This window comes from Novosphingobium sp. BL-S-24, assembly GCF_055521575.1.
This window is the reverse complement of sequence record NZ_CM145488.1, coordinates 1,510,945-1,527,750: the sequence shown is the minus strand read 5'-3', so window position 1 is coordinate 1,527,750 and position 16,806 is coordinate 1,510,945. Positions and strand designations below refer to the sequence as shown.

The window sequence follows — 16,806 nt, the reverse complement described above, 5'->3', positions numbered from 1 at the left end:
CGCCCTTTAGAATCCGCTTGCCGATAAGGGCAAGGGGATGTGTTCGACACACGAACTAAATTTCTGTTAATGCCTTTACCCATTGCCAGTCGGTGACGGTATGTTGTTCATCGATGGCCGATAAATATGGCAGGCGTGAGCAAGAGCAGGCAATGCGAGAATGGTCTAAGGCAGAGCTACAGCAAAAGCTTTCCAATCGACAATACGAGGTGCTCTCCCTCGTGGCCGACCATTTGTCCTCGAAGGAAATCGGCGCTCGTCTCGGGTTATCCTATAAAACTATCGATAATCATGTCGCGGATTTGCTGGTGAGGCTAGACGTATCCAGCCGTGCTGACGCTGCGAGGATTTATCTCAATATTTCAAGGGATAGGGAGCGGCTACCTAGTACCTCAAGCGCTCTCGACGTTGTGCCGATCGCTGATGCAATAAGCGTTCAGCCGGAGCATCGGGATCATTCAAACACGACAACGGGCAGCGATACTGGATCATCGTTTTCCGCTTCGTCTTTGCTGAAACTACCTCCGGTCGGGGGAACTCGACATAGCCTTAGTCTGGTGGAACGAGTGATGGTTATGGGGCAGGTTGGCCTTGTCTCGGTTGTCGTCCTTGCTGCCATCGTTACGGTCATGGTGGGTATCTTCAGCCTGTTAGGCAGGTGAATTCCAGCAAATAGAAAACCTTAGCGTGCTTCACGCATCGGAGAAACTTATGCATCTTTCAGAAGCTGGTGGGCGTGCAGTTGCCACCGAGATTTCCGGTATGTTCAAGAGTGTAGATCACGCCCTTTACGATGCCGCGCGGCTTGCTGCCACGATTATGGAAACCAATGCCGCGTCCTCCGTGCCGCCTGCCCATTTGCAGGGAGCACTAGACTCCGCCGCATCAGGCTTTGCCAAGCTTGTAGAGGGCCGAAAGGACATGGTGCAAATGCATCGGAAGCTGGCCCATATCAAAGGCGAATCTACGCACCGCGAAACCGATTGGGGTTGCTTTGGCGACAACGCACCGAGCGGGCAGCTTGTTAGCCCCATGCCGAATAACGCTTAACCTGTGACGAGTCGGATGGCTTGGCGAAGCGAGTCTAGCTTACAACGATCGCCATGCTGTTGAACCTCGCCTTTGGGCTATTGATGATCGTTGCATGTGTCCCTGCATTGGTTTGGGGCGGTTGGGAAGGGCGGCGGACATGCCTAATGTTTGTCGCTGCAGGCGCAGGTACCTACATCGGTGCCACGACCCTCAAATCAATCATAACCCTTCCTAATGCGACGATCATCGTAGACCTTTTGCTATTGGCTGGTCTTTCAAGGGTGGCGGTACGAACCGACAGATACTGGCCCCTATGGATCTGTGCGTTTCATATGCTCAGTGTTCTCTCGTTTCTCGCTTGGCAATTCATCCCCAGCACGCCTCGCCTGTTCAAGGCTTTGTCGGCGTTCTGGAGCATCCCGGAATTGATTGTGCTGTGCCTTGGCCCAATTCTGGATTTCCGCAAAGGCTTCAAGAGTGAGTCCGGTGAAGAACTTTCAAGCGTTGATGGATGATCTGACCTCTGTCGTCGGAGATTTTGCCGAGATTGAATGCGAAATCGACAACGTTCAAATTTACCTGGACGCGGTCAAAGCCAGACATCAGATAGCCCCCGACCTCAGTCAGTGTGATTGGCTGATCCTACTGAACCTTTATCGTTCCTCGTCGGAAAAATGCATGGCGGTTTCGGCAGCGTGCTTGGCATCCTTGCACCCAACAGCGACTGCGGCGCATTCGATCATTCGTTTGATTAAAATGAAGCTGGTAGAACGCGTCCCCGCCGAACAGCAAGTTGATCGGCAGTTGCTTAAGCTCTTGCCGCAAGGGGCAGGTGTCGTAACCCGATGGCTGGCGATAATGCATCTGAATGCCCGCAGATCGGTCGAAGTCCCTACCAGTACGATCATATCGGTACTTCAGGCCGCAGCTTAACGCAGCCTAGCACCGCCACGCCTGCGAATGTCTAGGCTGATTGGGGACGCCGCTACGCACTGATAACGCAGTTTACGTGAAACGGCGAAAACCGAAGTCTGAGGGTGGCCGCTTTGCACCAGCTTCACCCGCCCGATAAAGCCTTCGCCGATCCTGAAAGCTCGAACGGTTTCGGGTGACCTATCGCTGGTATCACGGAGGACGAATGCTGCCGTGTTCTGCGTCCAACCTGACAAGTCAAGCTCCCGACGTGCGATCTAGCATATCCCTTTCAAGCTTTTCATAAACCTCGCCACTGGTGAGGATCACAAAGCGCTCTCTTTCCTCTTCGCCGTCCTTGTCCGCAAGCTGATTCGCCTTTGATCGATCGGCCAGCCAAATATCGGAACTTTTAATATTCCGCATAGGTAGAATTGAGCGCACCGTGCCCCAGTTTCTTCGACCAAAATAACTGACATCGCCATTTTTGTGCTTAGCACGCATAATATCATGATAGGCGAATATTCCAGGTGAATCTGCTAACCAGTACATAATAATCTGGATGGCGCTACGAAGTTTGCGTTCCGCTCTCGGATTACCTTCAATTGTAGCAATATGTGACCGCTTTGATTGCTCGGGGCTCTCACCTACTTCATCTAGGTAGGCTTCCTTTGCCAATTGTAGATCATGATTACCTATTTTATGATCGCCAAATATAAATGCCGTGCTAGCATAGTCTTGGGGCTGTTCGAGCAGGGATCGAAGAAGTGAAGGTGATGTTGAGTTCACGTTTTCTCGATAGTCACGAGCGGCTGGATTTGTAGGCGCTCGCACCGCTCGGTCCCAGTCGTCAGGCCCTATGAGCCGAGCCATCTTCTGATATCGTTCAAATAGTGCGACCGCCTCATCGTACGCATGCTGATTATCCGTCCGATCGATGAGAACTCCTGCTTCGAGAAGCTTCGGTTTGAAACCTTCCGCACCTAACGCATTCTGGGATGCATTGGCTGAACAGATCACTGTCGTCTGTTCGCTGATGTACAACTTCGCATGCAATCCATCGAGTACCTTCACGCGGCCAGTCGGATCTGGAAGCGCCTTCTTGCGTAGTCCGAGCGCCCTCAATGCGTTGCGCGAAGTGCCGCCCATAGAAATATCAAGAATGACTTCTGCTTCACGCTTTAGCGCCAGCTCTCCCAACTTGGGCCCCCAGAACGCAACTGCGCATCGCAACCGACCACGCCCTTGGAATAAGCCATGGATCGCCTCTGCCAAATCAACTCCATGTAGTATCTTCATCGCGATCCCAAGCCCCATCGTTTGCTACACATCGAACATCTTATTTCGCTTTAATATCATTAATAAAGATCTTCAAAATAGGGGTGTGATAATTTAGTCCGTGGTTAAAAGGTAGGCATTGCCTTCTAAAAATGCGGTTTATGTTGCCGCATTGGTGTAACGAAATCGAAAGCCTGCGATCTGCTCCCCCGATTGCGCAGCGACCAACGCGAAATCGGCCTTGTTCCTACAGGCCAAGCCGTTAAGGACCATTGCAAATATTCTACGGTTGAGGTTGGGTTGTTCTGCGATTTCGAGGCTGAAAGTAAGCTGATTCAGAGCGCGATCGAAGCGGTTTCATCGGTCATCGGCCCACCCGATCCTGGCTATACAAAGAAGGTCATCCGATGGGAGCGGCCAACGCTTTCAGTCAATTTGTTCCGGGAGTCACAAGCCAAAGCACGCCTATGCGTGGCTGGTCAAAATGTTCAATTTAACGGAGAACATACTCTAGGTAGCATGGAGGAAGTGGCCTTTCGCCCTCCTCCAAAAAAACTCGAGCTGCTCCAAGGCAATCAAACTTGGACCCACGATATGGACGTCCGCTCAAGACCAAATCGAGGTTGAGAAACTTAGAGATTTTATTTGGAACCTTGCGGGGAACATTTGCATGACAGAGGAAGTAGTGGCCGAGTTTGATGTTTTAGAAATTGAAGAAGATGAAGTTCTTGAGCTCGGTGATAACGAACGTAGGCTGTCCACGCAGCCGCTGGATCTCACCGTTGACTTGCTTGTTTCGCGGATTGATCGAGGGGGATTGATTCTCCAGCCGGAATTCCAAAGAGATTATGTCTGGTCGTCAGCAAAGGCGAGCCAACTTATTGAGTCCATTCTTATGGGCATTCCGCTCCCGATTGTTTACTTGGCAGAAACCCCTGACAGTGACTGGGAAGTGGTGGACGGCCAGCAACGGTTGACGTCGATCCATGCATATGTTTGCGGACGTTTTCCGGACGGTTCTGCTTTCCGCCTCGGGCGACTTAACGTCCGCAGCGACTTGAAGGGCAAGGCTTTCAAGGATCTCAGCAAGTCCGAACAAAACGCGATCCTCAACTATACCTTGCGCGCGATCGTGCTGCGCAATGATAGTCATCCTGACGTAAAGTTTGAGGTTTTTGAGCGCCTAAACTGTGGATCGGTTCAGCTCAAAGACGCAGAGTTGCGAAACTGCATGTATCGGGGGGCATATAACGATATGCTCGCCACCCTATCGCGGAACTCATTCTTTTTGAAGGTGCGACGCGCAGAATCGCCACATAAACGAATGGAGGATCGCCAGCTGATCCTGCGCTTCCTTGCTATGAAGCGTAACTCCCATCTGAACTATCGTGGTGCGATGAAGCAGTTCATGAATCGGGAGATGCAGGTGCATCGAAACGCATCTCAGGCTGACGTTGCGGAAATGAGCCGGACGTTTGAGGAGGCGATCGAGTGCGCTTGGCTGGTCTTCGGCGAGAGCGCGTTTCGACGCTGGAATAACGGACGGATAGCGGCTGAAGCGGGCGAATGGGAAGCCAAAATCAATGTCGCCTTGTGGGACACGCTCCTTTACGGCTTTGCGTTCTACGAGAAGCGGCAAATCGTCCCTGTTGCCGATGCCATCCGAGAAGAGTTTCTCGATGTGATGTCGAATGATGCTACCTTTGTGGACTATATCGGCCGATCAACCGACAAGCCCGAGCGCCTCCAATACCGTGCGCGAGTTTGGTTGGATCGCCTTACGGCTGTGGTCGCAACGCCCGGCAGCGAAACCCGTTCGTTCTCTCGCAAACTCAAGGAAACGATGTTTGCTGACGACCCGGCATGCGCGATTTGCGATCAGCGCGTTCCATCAGCAGATGACGCGGAGATCGACCACATCGACCATTATTGGCGAGGTGGAGCAACCATTCCGGAAAACGCCAGGCTGACCCATCGGCATTGCAATAGGGTTCGAGGTGGACGAAGTTGAATTGCTCCCCATCCGGGTTTTGACCGGGTCGAAATCCGATCCTTCACTGAGCTAAAGTGCTTTCGGTAGGAAGACGCTCAGTTCGGATTTCGGCACAATCTGGGTATCGCTTGGGCAAGCCGGAAGACTGGGCAATTTCCGGTACCAAGCACCTCGGAAGCCCGGGATTTCTGCCATTCTATCGCTCGTGTTCGTAATGATGGGTCACAGGTTCGAATCCTGTAAGCGGCACCACCGTCTCAAAGGCACTTCCACCCAGACATCGGCGGTTTCCCACGGGAAGGGCTTTCCAGCTTGGGAGCGCTTGGGTCAAGGCTGGGGCGTGTTTGGGCCGGGTTCATCTTATGACTACGCTATACCCGTTTTATTTAGACCATAGCCGATCCAATGGCGCCAAGAGTGCCTATTCAGTCATTTGCAGACTGTCTGCTCACAAATTGCTGACCATGCCCGCCGTCAAGCCCTGACGATGTATGAGGCAGGCGACCGCATGGTGCTGCAATATTGCCCGCTCGGCTTTCTGCATTCTACGCTTTACAATAATTTAGATCGACCGAATAGATCAGAAGCATGACCGTGCCATTTCGAGAAAATAAGGCTAACTGCTCAAATTAGCTTGCGTAACTTATTGCGTATGACCGCGCCCGAAGATATGCGCACAGCAGCATTTTATTATGTGCGGGAGTAAGCTGTGTTTCAGGAAGTAATTGAGAAGATCAAAAGCGCTCCATTCCAAGATGAGCCATTCCGTCACATTGAAATCACAAATCTGCTTCCCGACACCGTTTTCCGCGAAATCATTGCTGCTCCAGAAATAGCACTTCGGCCGGTCGAAAATGATCGTATGCTGATCGATGCATTAGAGCAGTCTGGTTGGAAGCCTATCCCATTCCCAGGAACAAGTGAGAATGTTGAAACGTACCTGAAATGGCACAAAAACGGTGGCAAGGTACTGAATACCAATACTTGTGAGGGCTTTGGTATCACGTTTCGGTTGTTTGAAAAGAGATCGGCGATCATCAAGGAATTAGGGGAATTCTTGGCCTCAGAGGAGTTCCAAGCCACCTTAATGAACAAGTTTGGTATTGAGAGGGATGGTATCATTTATGATGCAGGCATCCAAAAATATTTGGACGGCTATGAAATAAGCCCCCACCCCGACATCCGCCGTAAAGCGTTGACATATATGGTTAATATCAATCCCGCACCAGACTCGGAGAGTGCTGGGTACCATACTCACTACATGAAATTTCGGCCCGAGAAGGACTACATAAGGTCTTATTGGGAATACAATGTCGATAGTGAGCGGTGTTGGGTGCCATGGGGCTGGTGTAACACAGTTAAGCAGCAAAATCTTAACAACAGCATGGTAATTTTTTCACCAAGTCATGAAACATTGCATGCTGTGCATGCCAAATACGACCACCTCAAGGCACAACGTACTCAATTGTACGGCAATTTCTGGTATGGGAATGAGGATAAAGTCAGCCTTGCTCCAGATTGGGAACACTATGTCATCGGAGAATCGAGTGTGGCCGGTGTCAAGCGCATGGTACCAGACTATATCAAGAAGCCGTTAAAAATTCTGGCAGGGCGCAGTTCTATGAAAGCTGGTAAACGGTCGGTTCGGGCGTAAAATAGCAGAGAGTTACGGTCGACTGGACCACCGGTTCAACTCATACCTTGCACTCTTAGATTGAGATAGCGCGCGATGAATTTGCAAGTTAGCCTTGCGCACGAAGCTAGCGCTGTCGTGTCTACAGACCTGGAAAAGCGAAAGACCATAATAGGTCTTCAGATGCTGCGGGCTATCGCTGCTGTTGCGGTTGTAGCCCACCACTGCAATGTAGTGTTGCTGCAGAACGCGGGTTACGATCCCGCTTGGAGCTTCGCCGAAATAGGGTCTCGCGGCGTTGAACTATTTTTCGTCTTGAGTGGCTTCGTTATCTTTTACGCACATTGGGACGACGTCAGCACGGCGCAGTCGGCAAAGCGGTACTTCTTTAAGCGGATCGTCCGGATTATTCCCCCCGCTTTTATAGTAGCGAGCGCTTGGTTCGTTGTTGGGTTGATCGCACATCGTATCGGAATAGATACATCATCTATGGGCAACCTCGATCTCAAGCTTTGGCTGAGTTCGGCTTTGGTCATCCCGATGCTAACTTTGCCAAGTCCGATTGTCATCTGGACTTTAAAGCATGAACTCATTTTTTACCTTATTTTTGCATTGCGCTACCGATCACGAAAGGCTGCAATCGCCGGGGTGGTAGCATGGGGGATGTTCTCGTTTGGACTGACGTCGAGTGGCGAAAACCAACTTGTGAGAACACTTGTATCTAATTTGAACGTTCTATTCGCCTTTGGTGCCGCAGTGTTTTGGATTTGCAGGCGGGAAGGCGTCGCGGCATGGGTTAGCCGCTTTAACCCCGCATTTTCAATTTTTAGTTGGGTAACTTTCGCATGGCTTTGTATTGAATTTAAACATCTAAAGTCATACGAAAATGTCACCCCAATTTATTTCTCAATATCGGGTGCACTCGTTCTACTTTCTACTATGGACCTAAAAATAGAGGGGAGAGTAGCATCGATTTGCAGGCTATGGGGAGACGCCTCGTATGCAATATATCTGTGCCATTTCCCAATCATTATCGTAGGCTATAAGCTTACTGATAAACTTCATATCCCGCATCTTGTCGCATTCCTTATTTTGCTTACCGCAGGACTCCTCGGCGGGCTATTGTTCCATTTTGTTATCGAGAAGCCGCTAATTCGTTTCTTTCGAGGATCAAAGACGGCTAGCGCCATTCTGAAGGCGAATTGAGCCCTTTATCCTACTAGGTTCCCTCGAAGAGCATATGGAATGAAATGTGTACCTGCGGCACTCATGGTCGTAGTATTGACAGCATATCATCGGTCTGATTCTAAATGCATGTACCGCGTACAGCAGACTGCCAGTCAATGTATTGAGGCACGGGCTGGGGTGCTTTGGCTAGACTGGCATACTATGCCATAGACTCAATAGACTCGGAGCCACAGGCGCATTGAAGTCAATTGGACCATAGCGAGGAAGTTCTCAGCCAGCTTGTCATATCGGGTGGCGACGAGCCGGAAGTGCTTCAGCTTGGAGAAGAAGCGCTCGATCAAGTTTCGCTCGCGACATAACCACGTGCTGAAGTAAGGTTGCGACCTCCAGTTGGTCTTGGGCGGGATATTTGTGAACGCTCTCTTACGAAGAACTGCTCAAATGCGATTGGCATCATATGCCTTGTCCGCCAACACGATTGTTTCAGCGCCGACATGATCGAGCATCTCGTCAGCGGTTTGGCCGTCATGGGTTTGACCAGCGGTCAGTCTCAGCCGGATCGGAAGACCTTGCCCATCGACGACCGCGTGGATTTTGGTGGTGAGCCCGCCTCGGGAGCGACCGAGACAATGATCTCGATCCCCCTTTTTGCCGTCGCGGCGTGTTGGTGCGCTCGGATGGAAGTGCTGTCGATCATCTGGATGTCGCCATCATGGGATCGAATGATGGCGTCCATCATTCGATCCCAGACACCTGCCTTCCGCCATCGCACGAAGCGATTATAGCAGGTCGTGCGCGGACCATAGCGTTCCGGCAAGTCGCGCCACGGCGCTCCCGATCGCAGTACCCAGAAGATGCCATTCAGCACACGCCGGTCATCGACACGAGGAACGCCTCGCGGCTTATTGGGCAACAGTGGTTCGATCACACGCCACTCGAAATCGGTCAGGTCATATCGGCTCATGCCGTCCCTGAATCAGCTTTCGCTCAACAAGGAAAGCCGTGTTACCGTGGACCCCATGAAACCCTGGATGTCTTGGGCGCTCTTCTTCTTTGCCGCCGCCTTGATCGCATTCTTCAGCGGTGAGCAATGGAACCCTCGATTGATCGTGTTCCTCATCATGACAATTCCAATTGGCATCTGGGCGGTGCGACAGATCAAGACGGCTAAGACATCGTCGCGTTAATGGGTTCACGGCCTAGCAAAATTCTGACTGCCGCGCCCTGGAAACCAGCAACGACAGCTTCTTCAGCGTCCAATCACATATCGCTGCGCCCGAACCCAAAGTGAAGAAGCCAGCATCTTGAACGTGCGGGTCAACGGATGCACAAAGCGGCTGCCCATCCGGGCCATTTTCGATGATAACCCCGTATTGTTTTTCAGCGGAAATAAACACGGAGACAAGCGGATGAACAAGCGAACCGGCCGCGCGAAGGCAGCAATCTATATGTATGCACGCGACGAGATCGCGTGGGATAAATTTACTGCGTTCGCAGCGGAAAGGCTACCTGAGATAACATCCGACCTGCCGGGAAAAATCCTGGTGCGCGCCGCGTGCCGGATACGCACCTTGCCGATACTGCCCCATCAGCGCGTGATGGCGGATAGTCCTGCTCCTTTTGACTTCGCCGTACAACTTTCAGCCGACGATGCGACCGCGCTGCCCGCGATGCGTGCGGCGATTGTGGCAGTTGCTCATGCCCTCACCCAGTTGACGACGCCCGAAGGCACGGCAGTGTTGATTGGTCAAGAGATCGCGATCACCAGCGGCGATGGTCCGATCTACAACATCATGCCTTTACGACGCCTGCCGCAATTGACCCACAGGGAGTTCATGACGCATTGGTTCGATCGCCATGCAACGCTCGGCGAGGGCGTGGAGGGGGTTCGGTACCGGCAAAATCATGTTGATGAGGCCGCGACTGACGCGCTTGCGAGCGAGCTCGGCGTTTCTTTCCCCGTCATGGACGGCCTTACCGAATCCTATTTTGACAGCCCTGAGGCGGCAGCCGCTATTCTATCGCAGCCTTCGGTGGAAATCGATGCGATAGAAGATGAGCGCCGCTTCATTGATCACACGTGCTCGCAGTTCGGCCTATACAAGACTGTCTGGCAAAATTGATGCAAGGCGGCCTCCGGCGGTCCATCCTGCACGCGCGTTTAACCCGCCAAAGGCCCAAGCTGAGCAGATTCACGAGTTGTCTAGCAAGGCGATGCCAGCATCGCCGAGGCTGATCGAGAAGGACGGGGTCAAGCTGCATCGCGCGTCCCGCCTGCTGATTTGCAGGGTGCTCTGGATTCCGCCGCGGCTGGCTTTGCAAAACTTGTCTAGGGTCGGAAGGAACTGGTCCGAATGCATCGCAAGCATGCGCTCATCAAAGATCAGTCGCCGTATCGCGAAACGGATTGGGGGTGCTTTGGCGACGACGCTCCTAGCGGGCGGCTGACGACGGCCGGTGGACGATCACGCCGCTGATGCAGGCGCTCGTGCTGGATCAAGCCTTCGGAATGTCGGCATAGACGATATCGCCGTCTACCGTTGCCGCATAAACCGCGATCGATTTTCTGGTCAGCGTGCCGCTGGGCGATCCGTCTCTCATGTCGAACCGAACGCCATGTAACGGGCAGAAGATATGCGGCCCTTTGATTTTGCCTCCCTCAAGGTAGGCAAAAGCATGGCTGCACATGTTCTCCATCACGAACACCCCTGACGGCGAGCGACAGACGAGTACTGATTTACCGTCGACATCGAAGGCCTTGCCGCCGTTTTGCGGAACGTCTTCCAGCGAAGCTATTGCGCGCCGCGCCATTGGGTGAATGTCCTGTCTTCATGGGGCGGCCTGCCAAAGGCGCGCCCGGGGGCGTCATCGGGGGGCGACGGCGCTGCCGATGTAGCGATCCAGTTCTGCGTGGAAGTGGCCGATCCTCTGTTCCTGTTCCGACAGGATGGATCCTCTGAATGCCATGCTTTCGATGCCGCGTTGAACTTCGGCGAAGAGGTTGCTGTCCTGATCGAAGACTTCGCCCAGGCCGCCTTCGCGCCAGTCGATGTGCTGGATCTCCGCCTTTTCCTGGCCGGAGATGTCCCACCCCTCGGGAAGTCCCATGTATGCGGGGGGAAGGATTTCGACGTTGTCCTGCGGATGCATCATGACGATGACATCGAAGATGAACTTGCGCGGGTCATGCGGGTGAGGCCGGAAGTACAACATCGACACACCTTCCGGATGTATTCCCAACTGGATGTTGGGGAAGATGTCGTAGTTCCAGTCATCGGTGAGTTGGTTGTCCAGGAACCCGGAGAAATCCAGGCCTAGCCGCTCGGCCCGCTGGCGTTTCGCCGTCTGGATCGCCTTGCGCACATCGTCCTTGTTGCCATCGAAGCTGTCAGGATCCAGCCCTACCTCGATCATCGTCGCACGCAGGCCGGGGTTTAGTCCGTCGGCGTCCATGCGCGGGCTTTGGGTGGCGAACTTGGTCACCATCCGGCTCATGCCATTGGGATAGAGATCGATCTGCGCGTTGTAGTCATTGAATACCGGCAATATCTGCGGGTGAATGGCATGCACGTGATAGGCTTCGTTGAAGCCATCGACGGCAACTTTCCAGTTGGATTCCCACACCGCCTGCACACGGCGCATGATGCGCATGTCCTTGAGGCGATAGGGCTCGGCATGTGTGACCAGGGGGCCAAGATGCTCACTCAGTGGTTTGGCATCGGGGTCCATGTTGAGGAAGATGAAGCCCTCCCAACTTTCGCAGCGGGCTTCCATCAGATCCATGGAGCGGCACAGCGCCTCGGGTCGGAATGTCTCCCGGTCGGTGACATGCGCGATCTTCCCGTCAAGATCGAAACGCCAGTTGTGGAAGGGGCAGGTGAAGCCGTTGGGGCGGCATCCTTCGTCATCCGACACAAGCCGATTGCCACGATGCGGGCAGACGTTGAAATAAGCGCGGATACGATTGTCATCGTCGCGCGTGATGATGAAGCTCTCTTTTCCAATCTCGAATGTGACGTAGTCACCCGGATCGGGAATATCTTCCTCACGGCCCGCCCAATTCCAGACCCGAGACCAGAGCAGCCGACGCTCCGCATCCATATAGTCTGCCGACCAATATCTCTCCGGGGAGATCGCGTGTACGCCGTTATCGACGTACGGTGCTTTTGCCTCATGGCTTTCGGCAGGCGCCTCGGGATTGACTGGCCAAGTCTGACGATAATCATACGCAGGTCCATGAGCCATGACGCGGATCCCAACCTTTCCCAAATGTTCCGGGTATCCCGGAAGCCGGACTTTTTGCCCTCGCTGTAGCCCCGAACTTAAATCAATATCGCAAGATAACAATCTCAAAATAATCATTCATGACTGTTTGTTATTGCGCTGCCCGCATGATCTTTCGGTACATCGCGGGATCGCTTCTCCTCGTCGCTCCCTCGCCAGCCGATCTAGCTTTTTGGATAGGCTGGCAGGTCCAGGACTGGGCGTAGGGTCAGGCACCCCATCCAAAAAATGCTGCTGCATCGATCAAGGCCGAGATGGGCGGCCATGCATTGGGACAGAGGAGAAGGCACCGTGGCCAACGGCATCAAAAGCCTCAATCGCGAAGAATTATCGCCAAACCTTCAGGAATCCTGGGATTTCGTCCATGAGCTGACCGGGCAGGCCGGCTTCATCGAGAAGGGGGCTCACGCGCCCGAACTGCTCGATTTCACCATGATCGATTTCTACGAGAAGATTTTTTACCGCGGCCGGGTCGACGTCAAATTGAAGCACCTCGCCCGGCTGCGCATGAGCCTGGGCCACGGGTGCCGCAGCTGTAACCTGGGAAACACGATCGGCGCCAAGGAAGTCGGGTATAGCGAAGAGGAGCTGAACGCGATCGAGGGCGATCGTTCGATTTTCAGCGACTCCGAACGGGCGGTACTCGCGCTGGCAGACCAGTTCCTGATGACGAATATCCAAGGCCATCTCGACCCGGATCTTTATGAGGACTTGCGCCTGCATTTTGACGATGCGCAAATTCTAGAGCTTGGCACTGTCATGAGCTATCTTGGTGGCTTGGCCAAGATGCTGTTCGTGTTCGACATGGCCGAGAAGGAAGATACGTGCCCGTTCCGCCCGGCTGCGTTGGCTGAGGCGGCGGAGTAGCCGACCCGACCCGGCCAGGCGGGCCGGGTCACCTTCAGGCGGGGCTGACGGCCATGTTGTCGATCAGGCGAGCGCGGCCAATGCGTGCCGCGACCAGCAGTCGCATCGGGCGGTCGTTGCGTGCGTCCAGCTCGACCAGGCTGTCGGCATCACGTAGCTGCGCGTAATCGACCGACAGGAAGCCGCCAGCCAGCAGGTCGCTTTCCAGCTTTGCAATCGCGGTCGGGACGTGCGCGCCGGTTTCGATCGCGGCAATGGCGGCGCGCATCGCCGTTGGCAGGGATACGGCCGCGCTCCGATCCTGCTCGCTGAGGTAGGCGTTGCGGGAGGACCTTGCGAGACCGTCTGCCTCGCGCACGGTCTCGACCCCCAGAATGGCATCCGCCGTAGGGCGTGACAGGTCGAGATCGCGCGCCATGCGGCGGATCACGGCGAGCTGTTGCCAATCCTTTTCACCGAACAGCGCAACGTCAGGCATCACCTGATTGAACAGCTTGCACACGACCGTCGCCACGCCATCGAAATGGCCGGGACGGGAGGCACCGCAAAGCCCCTCGCTCACGCCGGCTACCGAAATGTTGGAGGCAAAGCCTGCCGGGTACATGGCCTCGACCGTCGGCGCCCACAGCAGGTCGACACCTTCGGTTCTCAGCAAGCCCGCATCGCGTTCGAGTTGCCGGGGGTAAGCGTCGAGATCCTCGTTGGCGCCGAACTGGAGCGGATTGACGAAAATCGACACCACGACGTGGTCCGCCCGGCGTTTCGCCTCGCGCACCAGTGTCAGATGCCCTTCATGCAAGGCGCCCATGGTCGGTACCAGGGCGATCGTGCGTGGCGTGTCTCCGCTCGTTCGCAAATCGTTAACCGTACGGCGCAGTGGATCAAGGGTGTGGACGATTTGCATTGAGGTTCACTGCTCCGGTATGGTGGCCTGGACCGGCAGGCGCGCTCGGCACTTAGCCACTGCGCACTTCTGGGGGCAACACTATATGAATGTCGGGCCGAACCTCTGCCCGCAAAAAGGAAAGCGTACGGTCCCGTGAAAGCGCATCGCATCGTCTTCGCCAATGAGAAGGGCGGCACCGGCAAGTCCACTACGGCCGTCCATGTGGCCATCGCGCTGGCCTATCAGGGGGCCAAAGTCGCCGCGATCGACCTTGACCACCGGCAACGCACCTTGTTCCGCTATCTGGAAAACCGGGTGGAGACAGAACGTCGGCGGGACATCGTGCTGCCCGGGGCACGCTTTGCGGTCTATGACGGCGACGATGTGGGAGAGTTGGACGAGCTTGCCGAGCAGATTGCCGAGGGATACGATTTCCTGGTGTTCGATACGCCGGGCCGTGACGATCCGTTCGCTCGCCATGTCGCCACGACGGCCGACACGCTCGTCACGCCGCTGAACGACAGCTTCGTCGATTTCGATCTGCTTGGTCAGGTGGAGAGCGAGACGTTCAAGGTAAAGCGGCTGTCGTTCTATGCCGAAGTGATGTGGGAAGCGCGCAAGAAACGCGGGTTGAAGACCATCCAGGAAGGCCGCCGGGAACTGGACTGGGTCGTGGTGCGAAACCGCGTCCAGCACGTCGAAGCGCGCAACATGCGCCGCATCGACGGGGCGCTGAAGGAACTGTCCAAGCGCGCCGGTTTCCGGGTGGCGGGCGGCTTGTCTGAACGCGTGATCTTTCGTGAGCTGTTTCCCTCGGGCCTGACCCTTCTCGACAAGGGGCATCTGGGCGATCTTGGCACCAGCCACCTGGTCGCGCGGCAGGAAGTGCGCGGCCTCGTTGCGGGGTTGAACCTGCCGGTGCCCGGGCGCGGGCAGGGCGAATTGGCCATGGCGGCCGGAGCCTGATCCGATGATCAAACTGGTCTGGCTGATCGCATTGGGCTGCATCGCCTGGCGTCTTTATTCCGGGCGTTGGCCATGGCAGCCCAAGGTCAAGGCGGTCCCGTCGTTCGAGGCGGCGCAGGCGCGCGTCCTGCTGGGCGTGGAAAGCGGCGCCAACCGACGCGACATCATGGAGGCGCACCGCCGGCGCGTGGTCGCGGTCCATCCCGATCGCGGGGGCAGCAAGGAACAGGTCCACGAAGCCAACGCCGCCCGCGACGTGCTGCTGGCTCAGCTCCCGGCAGAGGATGCCTGAAGCATCGCATCCGCATCGTTTCCATCCCACGATCCTGCGTGAATACGACATTCGCGGGATTGTCGGCCAGACTCTCCATGCTGCGGACGCTTTTGCGCTGGGGCGATGCTTCGCGGCCATCGTGCGCCGGGCCGGTGGCGGCAAAGTCGCTGTGGGACGCGATGGTCGCCTCAGTTCACCGATGCTGGAGCACGCTCTGACCGACGGGCTGCGTCAGGGCGGTGTCGATGTCATTCGCGTTGGTCTGGCTGCCACGCCGATGCTGTACTACGCCGCGCATGTACTTGATGTACTTGGGGCGATCCAGGTGACCGGCAGCCATAATCCGGTCGATCACAATGGCTTCAAAATCGTCCTCGCCGGCCGCCCTTTTTTCGGCGCCGATATCACAGCGCTGGGGCCGATGGCGGAGGCGGGCCATTGGGGGCCTGCTTTGGCTCCAGCGGCCAGGGTCGAAGATGTCGAACTGCTACCAGCCTATGTCGACCGGCTTATCCAAGGGCTAGCCGGCACCGAAGCCGATGCAGCGACCTTGAGGATCGGGTGGGATGCCGGAAATGGCTCGGCGGGGCCTGCAATGGAACGGCTCACCAGCCTTTTGCCGGGCGAGCACCATCTTCTTTACGCCGAAGTGGATGGGTGGTTTCCCAATCACCATCCTGATCCCACGGTGGAGGGCAACCTCTCCGATTTGCGGGCACTGGTGGCACGGGAGCAGCTCGACTTCGGGGTCGCATTCGATGGCGATGGCGATCGGATCGGCGTAATCGACGCACAGGGGCGCATAGTGGACGCGGATCAGCTGTTGGCAATCCATGCTCGGGATGTTCTCCGCTGTCATCACGGCGCGAGGGTTGTCGCCGATGTGAAGGCATCGCAGCTAGTGTTCGATACGGTGACCGCTCTCGGCGGAAAGGCGTTGATGGCCCCGGCCGGCCATTCGCATATTAAGGCCCGAATGCATGAGACGGGGGCATTGCTGGGAGGGGAAACCAGCGGGCACTTCTTCTTTGCAGACGATCATTTTGGGTATGACGATGGCCTCTTTGCCGCTGTTCGATTGATCGTGGCCTGCTCGCGGCTGGGTGCCGGTGTCACGCACCTGCGCGACGCGATGCCTGCAATGCACAATACGCCCGAGCTACGTTTCGGGGTGGCGGCCGATCGCAAGTTCGCTGTGATCGAAGAGGTGCGTCACCGCCTTGTTGGGATGAACGCGCAGTTTGAGGACATGGATGGCGTGCGAGTGTCTGCGGCGGATGGTTGGTGGTTGCTGAGGGCATCAAACACGCAGGAAGCACTGACTGCGCGCGCTGAAAGCAACACGCCTGACGGGTTGGCGCGCCTTGTGGCGGAAATCGACCGCCAACTTGCGATATCGGGTGTTTCTCGGACCTGATCATGGTGGCTGCAATGGAGCGCATGCAACTCCCGACCGGACGGCGCTTTTCCTGACCGTGTCGATACTTTCACCA

At 55.5% G+C, this 16,806-nt stretch carries 18 protein-coding genes and 1 pseudogene; 14 read left to right on the top strand and 5 right to left on the bottom strand.

The features are described 5' to 3' along the window. Window positions 1–113: 113 nt before the first annotated feature. The 4 genes from ACZ1JM_RS12625 to ACZ1JM_RS12610 are packed head-to-tail and all read left to right on the top strand — an operon-like array spanning window position 114 to window position 1,965. Window positions 114–662 (top strand): helix-turn-helix domain-containing protein, encoded by a 549-nt coding sequence (locus ACZ1JM_RS12625; RefSeq protein WP_465132745.1) that lies wholly within the window; start codon window positions 114–116, stop codon window positions 660–662. A gap of 49 nt (window positions 663–711) precedes the next feature. Then, window positions 712–1,050: a hypothetical protein gene (locus tag ACZ1JM_RS12620; RefSeq protein ID WP_465132744.1), complete on the top strand. Its 339-nt coding sequence runs from the start codon at window positions 712–714 to the stop codon at window positions 1,048–1,050. Window positions 1,051–1,103: 53 nt separating this feature from the next. Further along, window positions 1,104–1,547: a hypothetical protein gene (locus ACZ1JM_RS12615; RefSeq protein ID WP_465132743.1), complete on the top strand. Its 444-nt coding sequence runs from the start codon at window positions 1,104–1,106 to the stop codon at window positions 1,545–1,547. Then, window positions 1,540–1,965, top strand: coding sequence for a hypothetical protein (locus ACZ1JM_RS12610; RefSeq protein WP_465132742.1), 426 nt, complete (start codon window positions 1,540–1,542; stop codon window positions 1,963–1,965). Before ACZ1JM_RS12615 ends, ACZ1JM_RS12610 begins: the two co-directional genes overlap by 8 nt. A 237-nt stretch (window positions 1,966–2,202) precedes the next feature. Here the strand turns inward: ACZ1JM_RS12610 and ACZ1JM_RS12605 are convergent, their stop codons facing one another. Continuing rightward, on the bottom strand, window positions 2,203–3,219 hold the full coding sequence (locus tag ACZ1JM_RS12605) for a phospholipase D family protein (protein WP_465132741.1): 1,017 nt from the start codon (window positions 3,217–3,219) through the stop codon (window positions 2,203–2,205). A gap of 216 nt (window positions 3,220–3,435) precedes the next feature. On the opposite strand from ACZ1JM_RS12605, the gene ACZ1JM_RS12600 reads away from it, so the two are divergent. The 4 genes from ACZ1JM_RS12600 (at window position 3,436) to ACZ1JM_RS12585 (ending at window position 8,054) form a co-directional block, all read left to right on the top strand. Then, window positions 3,436–3,849, top strand: coding sequence for a hypothetical protein (locus ACZ1JM_RS12600; protein WP_465132740.1), 414 nt, complete (start codon window positions 3,436–3,438; stop codon window positions 3,847–3,849). A 43-nt stretch (window positions 3,850–3,892) separates the two neighbouring features. Further along, window positions 3,893–5,233, top strand: coding sequence for a GmrSD restriction endonuclease domain-containing protein (locus tag ACZ1JM_RS12595; protein WP_465132739.1), 1,341 nt, complete (start codon window positions 3,893–3,895; stop codon window positions 5,231–5,233). A 691-nt stretch (window positions 5,234–5,924) separates the two neighbouring features. Then, window positions 5,925–6,869, top strand: coding sequence for a hypothetical protein (locus tag ACZ1JM_RS12590; protein WP_465132738.1), 945 nt, complete (start codon window positions 5,925–5,927; stop codon window positions 6,867–6,869). Between the two features lie 75 nt (window positions 6,870–6,944). After that, complete coding sequence (locus ACZ1JM_RS12585) at window positions 6,945–8,054, top strand: acyltransferase family protein (RefSeq protein ID WP_465132737.1); 1,110 nt, start codon at window positions 6,945–6,947, stop codon at window positions 8,052–8,054. A 194-nt stretch (window positions 8,055–8,248) separates the two neighbouring features. On the opposite strand, the pseudogene ACZ1JM_RS12580 reads toward ACZ1JM_RS12585, so the two are convergent. Then, window positions 8,249–9,000, bottom strand: a pseudogene (locus tag ACZ1JM_RS12580) (IS5 family transposase). Between ACZ1JM_RS12580 and ACZ1JM_RS12575 the strand changes: the two are divergent. Together ACZ1JM_RS12575 and ACZ1JM_RS12570 are read left to right on the top strand one after the other, a co-directional pair. After that, window positions 8,999–9,223 carry a hypothetical protein gene (locus tag ACZ1JM_RS12575; protein ID WP_465132736.1) on the top strand — a complete coding sequence of 75 codons (225 nt, stop codon included), beginning with the start codon at window positions 8,999–9,001 and terminating at the stop codon, window positions 9,221–9,223. The pseudogene ACZ1JM_RS12580 and the gene ACZ1JM_RS12575 overlap by 2 nt on opposite strands. Window positions 9,224–9,346: 123 nt before the next feature. After that, window positions 9,347–10,159 carry an EthD domain-containing protein gene (locus tag ACZ1JM_RS12570; protein WP_465135062.1) on the top strand — a complete coding sequence of 271 codons (813 nt, stop codon included), beginning with the start codon at window positions 9,347–9,349 and terminating at the stop codon, window positions 10,157–10,159. Between the two features lie 373 nt (window positions 10,160–10,532). Here ACZ1JM_RS12570 and ACZ1JM_RS12565 read toward each other — a convergent pair whose 3' ends face one another. Further along, window positions 10,533–10,847, bottom strand: a complete 315-nt coding sequence (locus ACZ1JM_RS12565; protein ID WP_465132735.1) for a Rieske (2Fe-2S) protein — start codon at window positions 10,845–10,847, stop codon at window positions 10,533–10,535. Between the two features lie 54 nt (window positions 10,848–10,901). Further along, on the bottom strand, window positions 10,902–12,281 hold the full coding sequence (locus ACZ1JM_RS12560) for an aromatic ring-hydroxylating oxygenase subunit alpha (protein WP_465132734.1): 1,380 nt from the start codon (window positions 12,279–12,281) through the stop codon (window positions 10,902–10,904). Window positions 12,282–12,611: 330 nt separating this feature from the next. Between ACZ1JM_RS12560 and ACZ1JM_RS12555 the strand changes: the two genes are divergently transcribed. Beyond that, complete coding sequence (locus ACZ1JM_RS12555; RefSeq protein WP_465132733.1) at window positions 12,612–13,187, top strand: carboxymuconolactone decarboxylase family protein; 576 nt, start codon at window positions 12,612–12,614, stop codon at window positions 13,185–13,187. A gap of 34 nt (window positions 13,188–13,221) precedes the next feature. On the opposite strand, the gene panC is transcribed toward ACZ1JM_RS12555, so the two are convergent. Further along, a complete protein-coding gene (gene panC / locus ACZ1JM_RS12550) occupies window positions 13,222–14,091 on the bottom strand; it encodes a pantoate--beta-alanine ligase (protein WP_465132732.1) in 870 nt (289 codons plus the stop codon). A 135-nt stretch (window positions 14,092–14,226) separates the two neighbouring features. Here panC and ACZ1JM_RS12545 point away from each other — a divergent pair, with 135 nt between their 5' ends. From ACZ1JM_RS12545 to pgmG, 3 genes are read left to right on the top strand one after another with little or no spacing between them, the layout of a single operon-like run. Beyond that, a complete protein-coding gene (locus ACZ1JM_RS12545; RefSeq protein WP_465132731.1) occupies window positions 14,227–15,039 on the top strand; it encodes a division plane positioning ATPase MipZ in 813 nt (270 codons plus the stop codon). Window positions 15,040–15,043: 4 nt separating this feature from the next. After that, a complete protein-coding gene (locus ACZ1JM_RS12540) occupies window positions 15,044–15,331 on the top strand; it encodes a J domain-containing protein (protein WP_465132730.1) in 288 nt (95 codons plus the stop codon). Further along, window positions 15,324–16,730: a phosphoglucomutase/phosphomannomutase PgmG gene (pgmG, locus tag ACZ1JM_RS12535; RefSeq protein WP_465132729.1), complete on the top strand. Its 1,407-nt coding sequence runs from the start codon at window positions 15,324–15,326 to the stop codon at window positions 16,728–16,730. Before ACZ1JM_RS12540 ends, pgmG begins: the two co-directional genes overlap by 8 nt. Window positions 16,731–16,806: the final 76 nt, after the last annotated feature.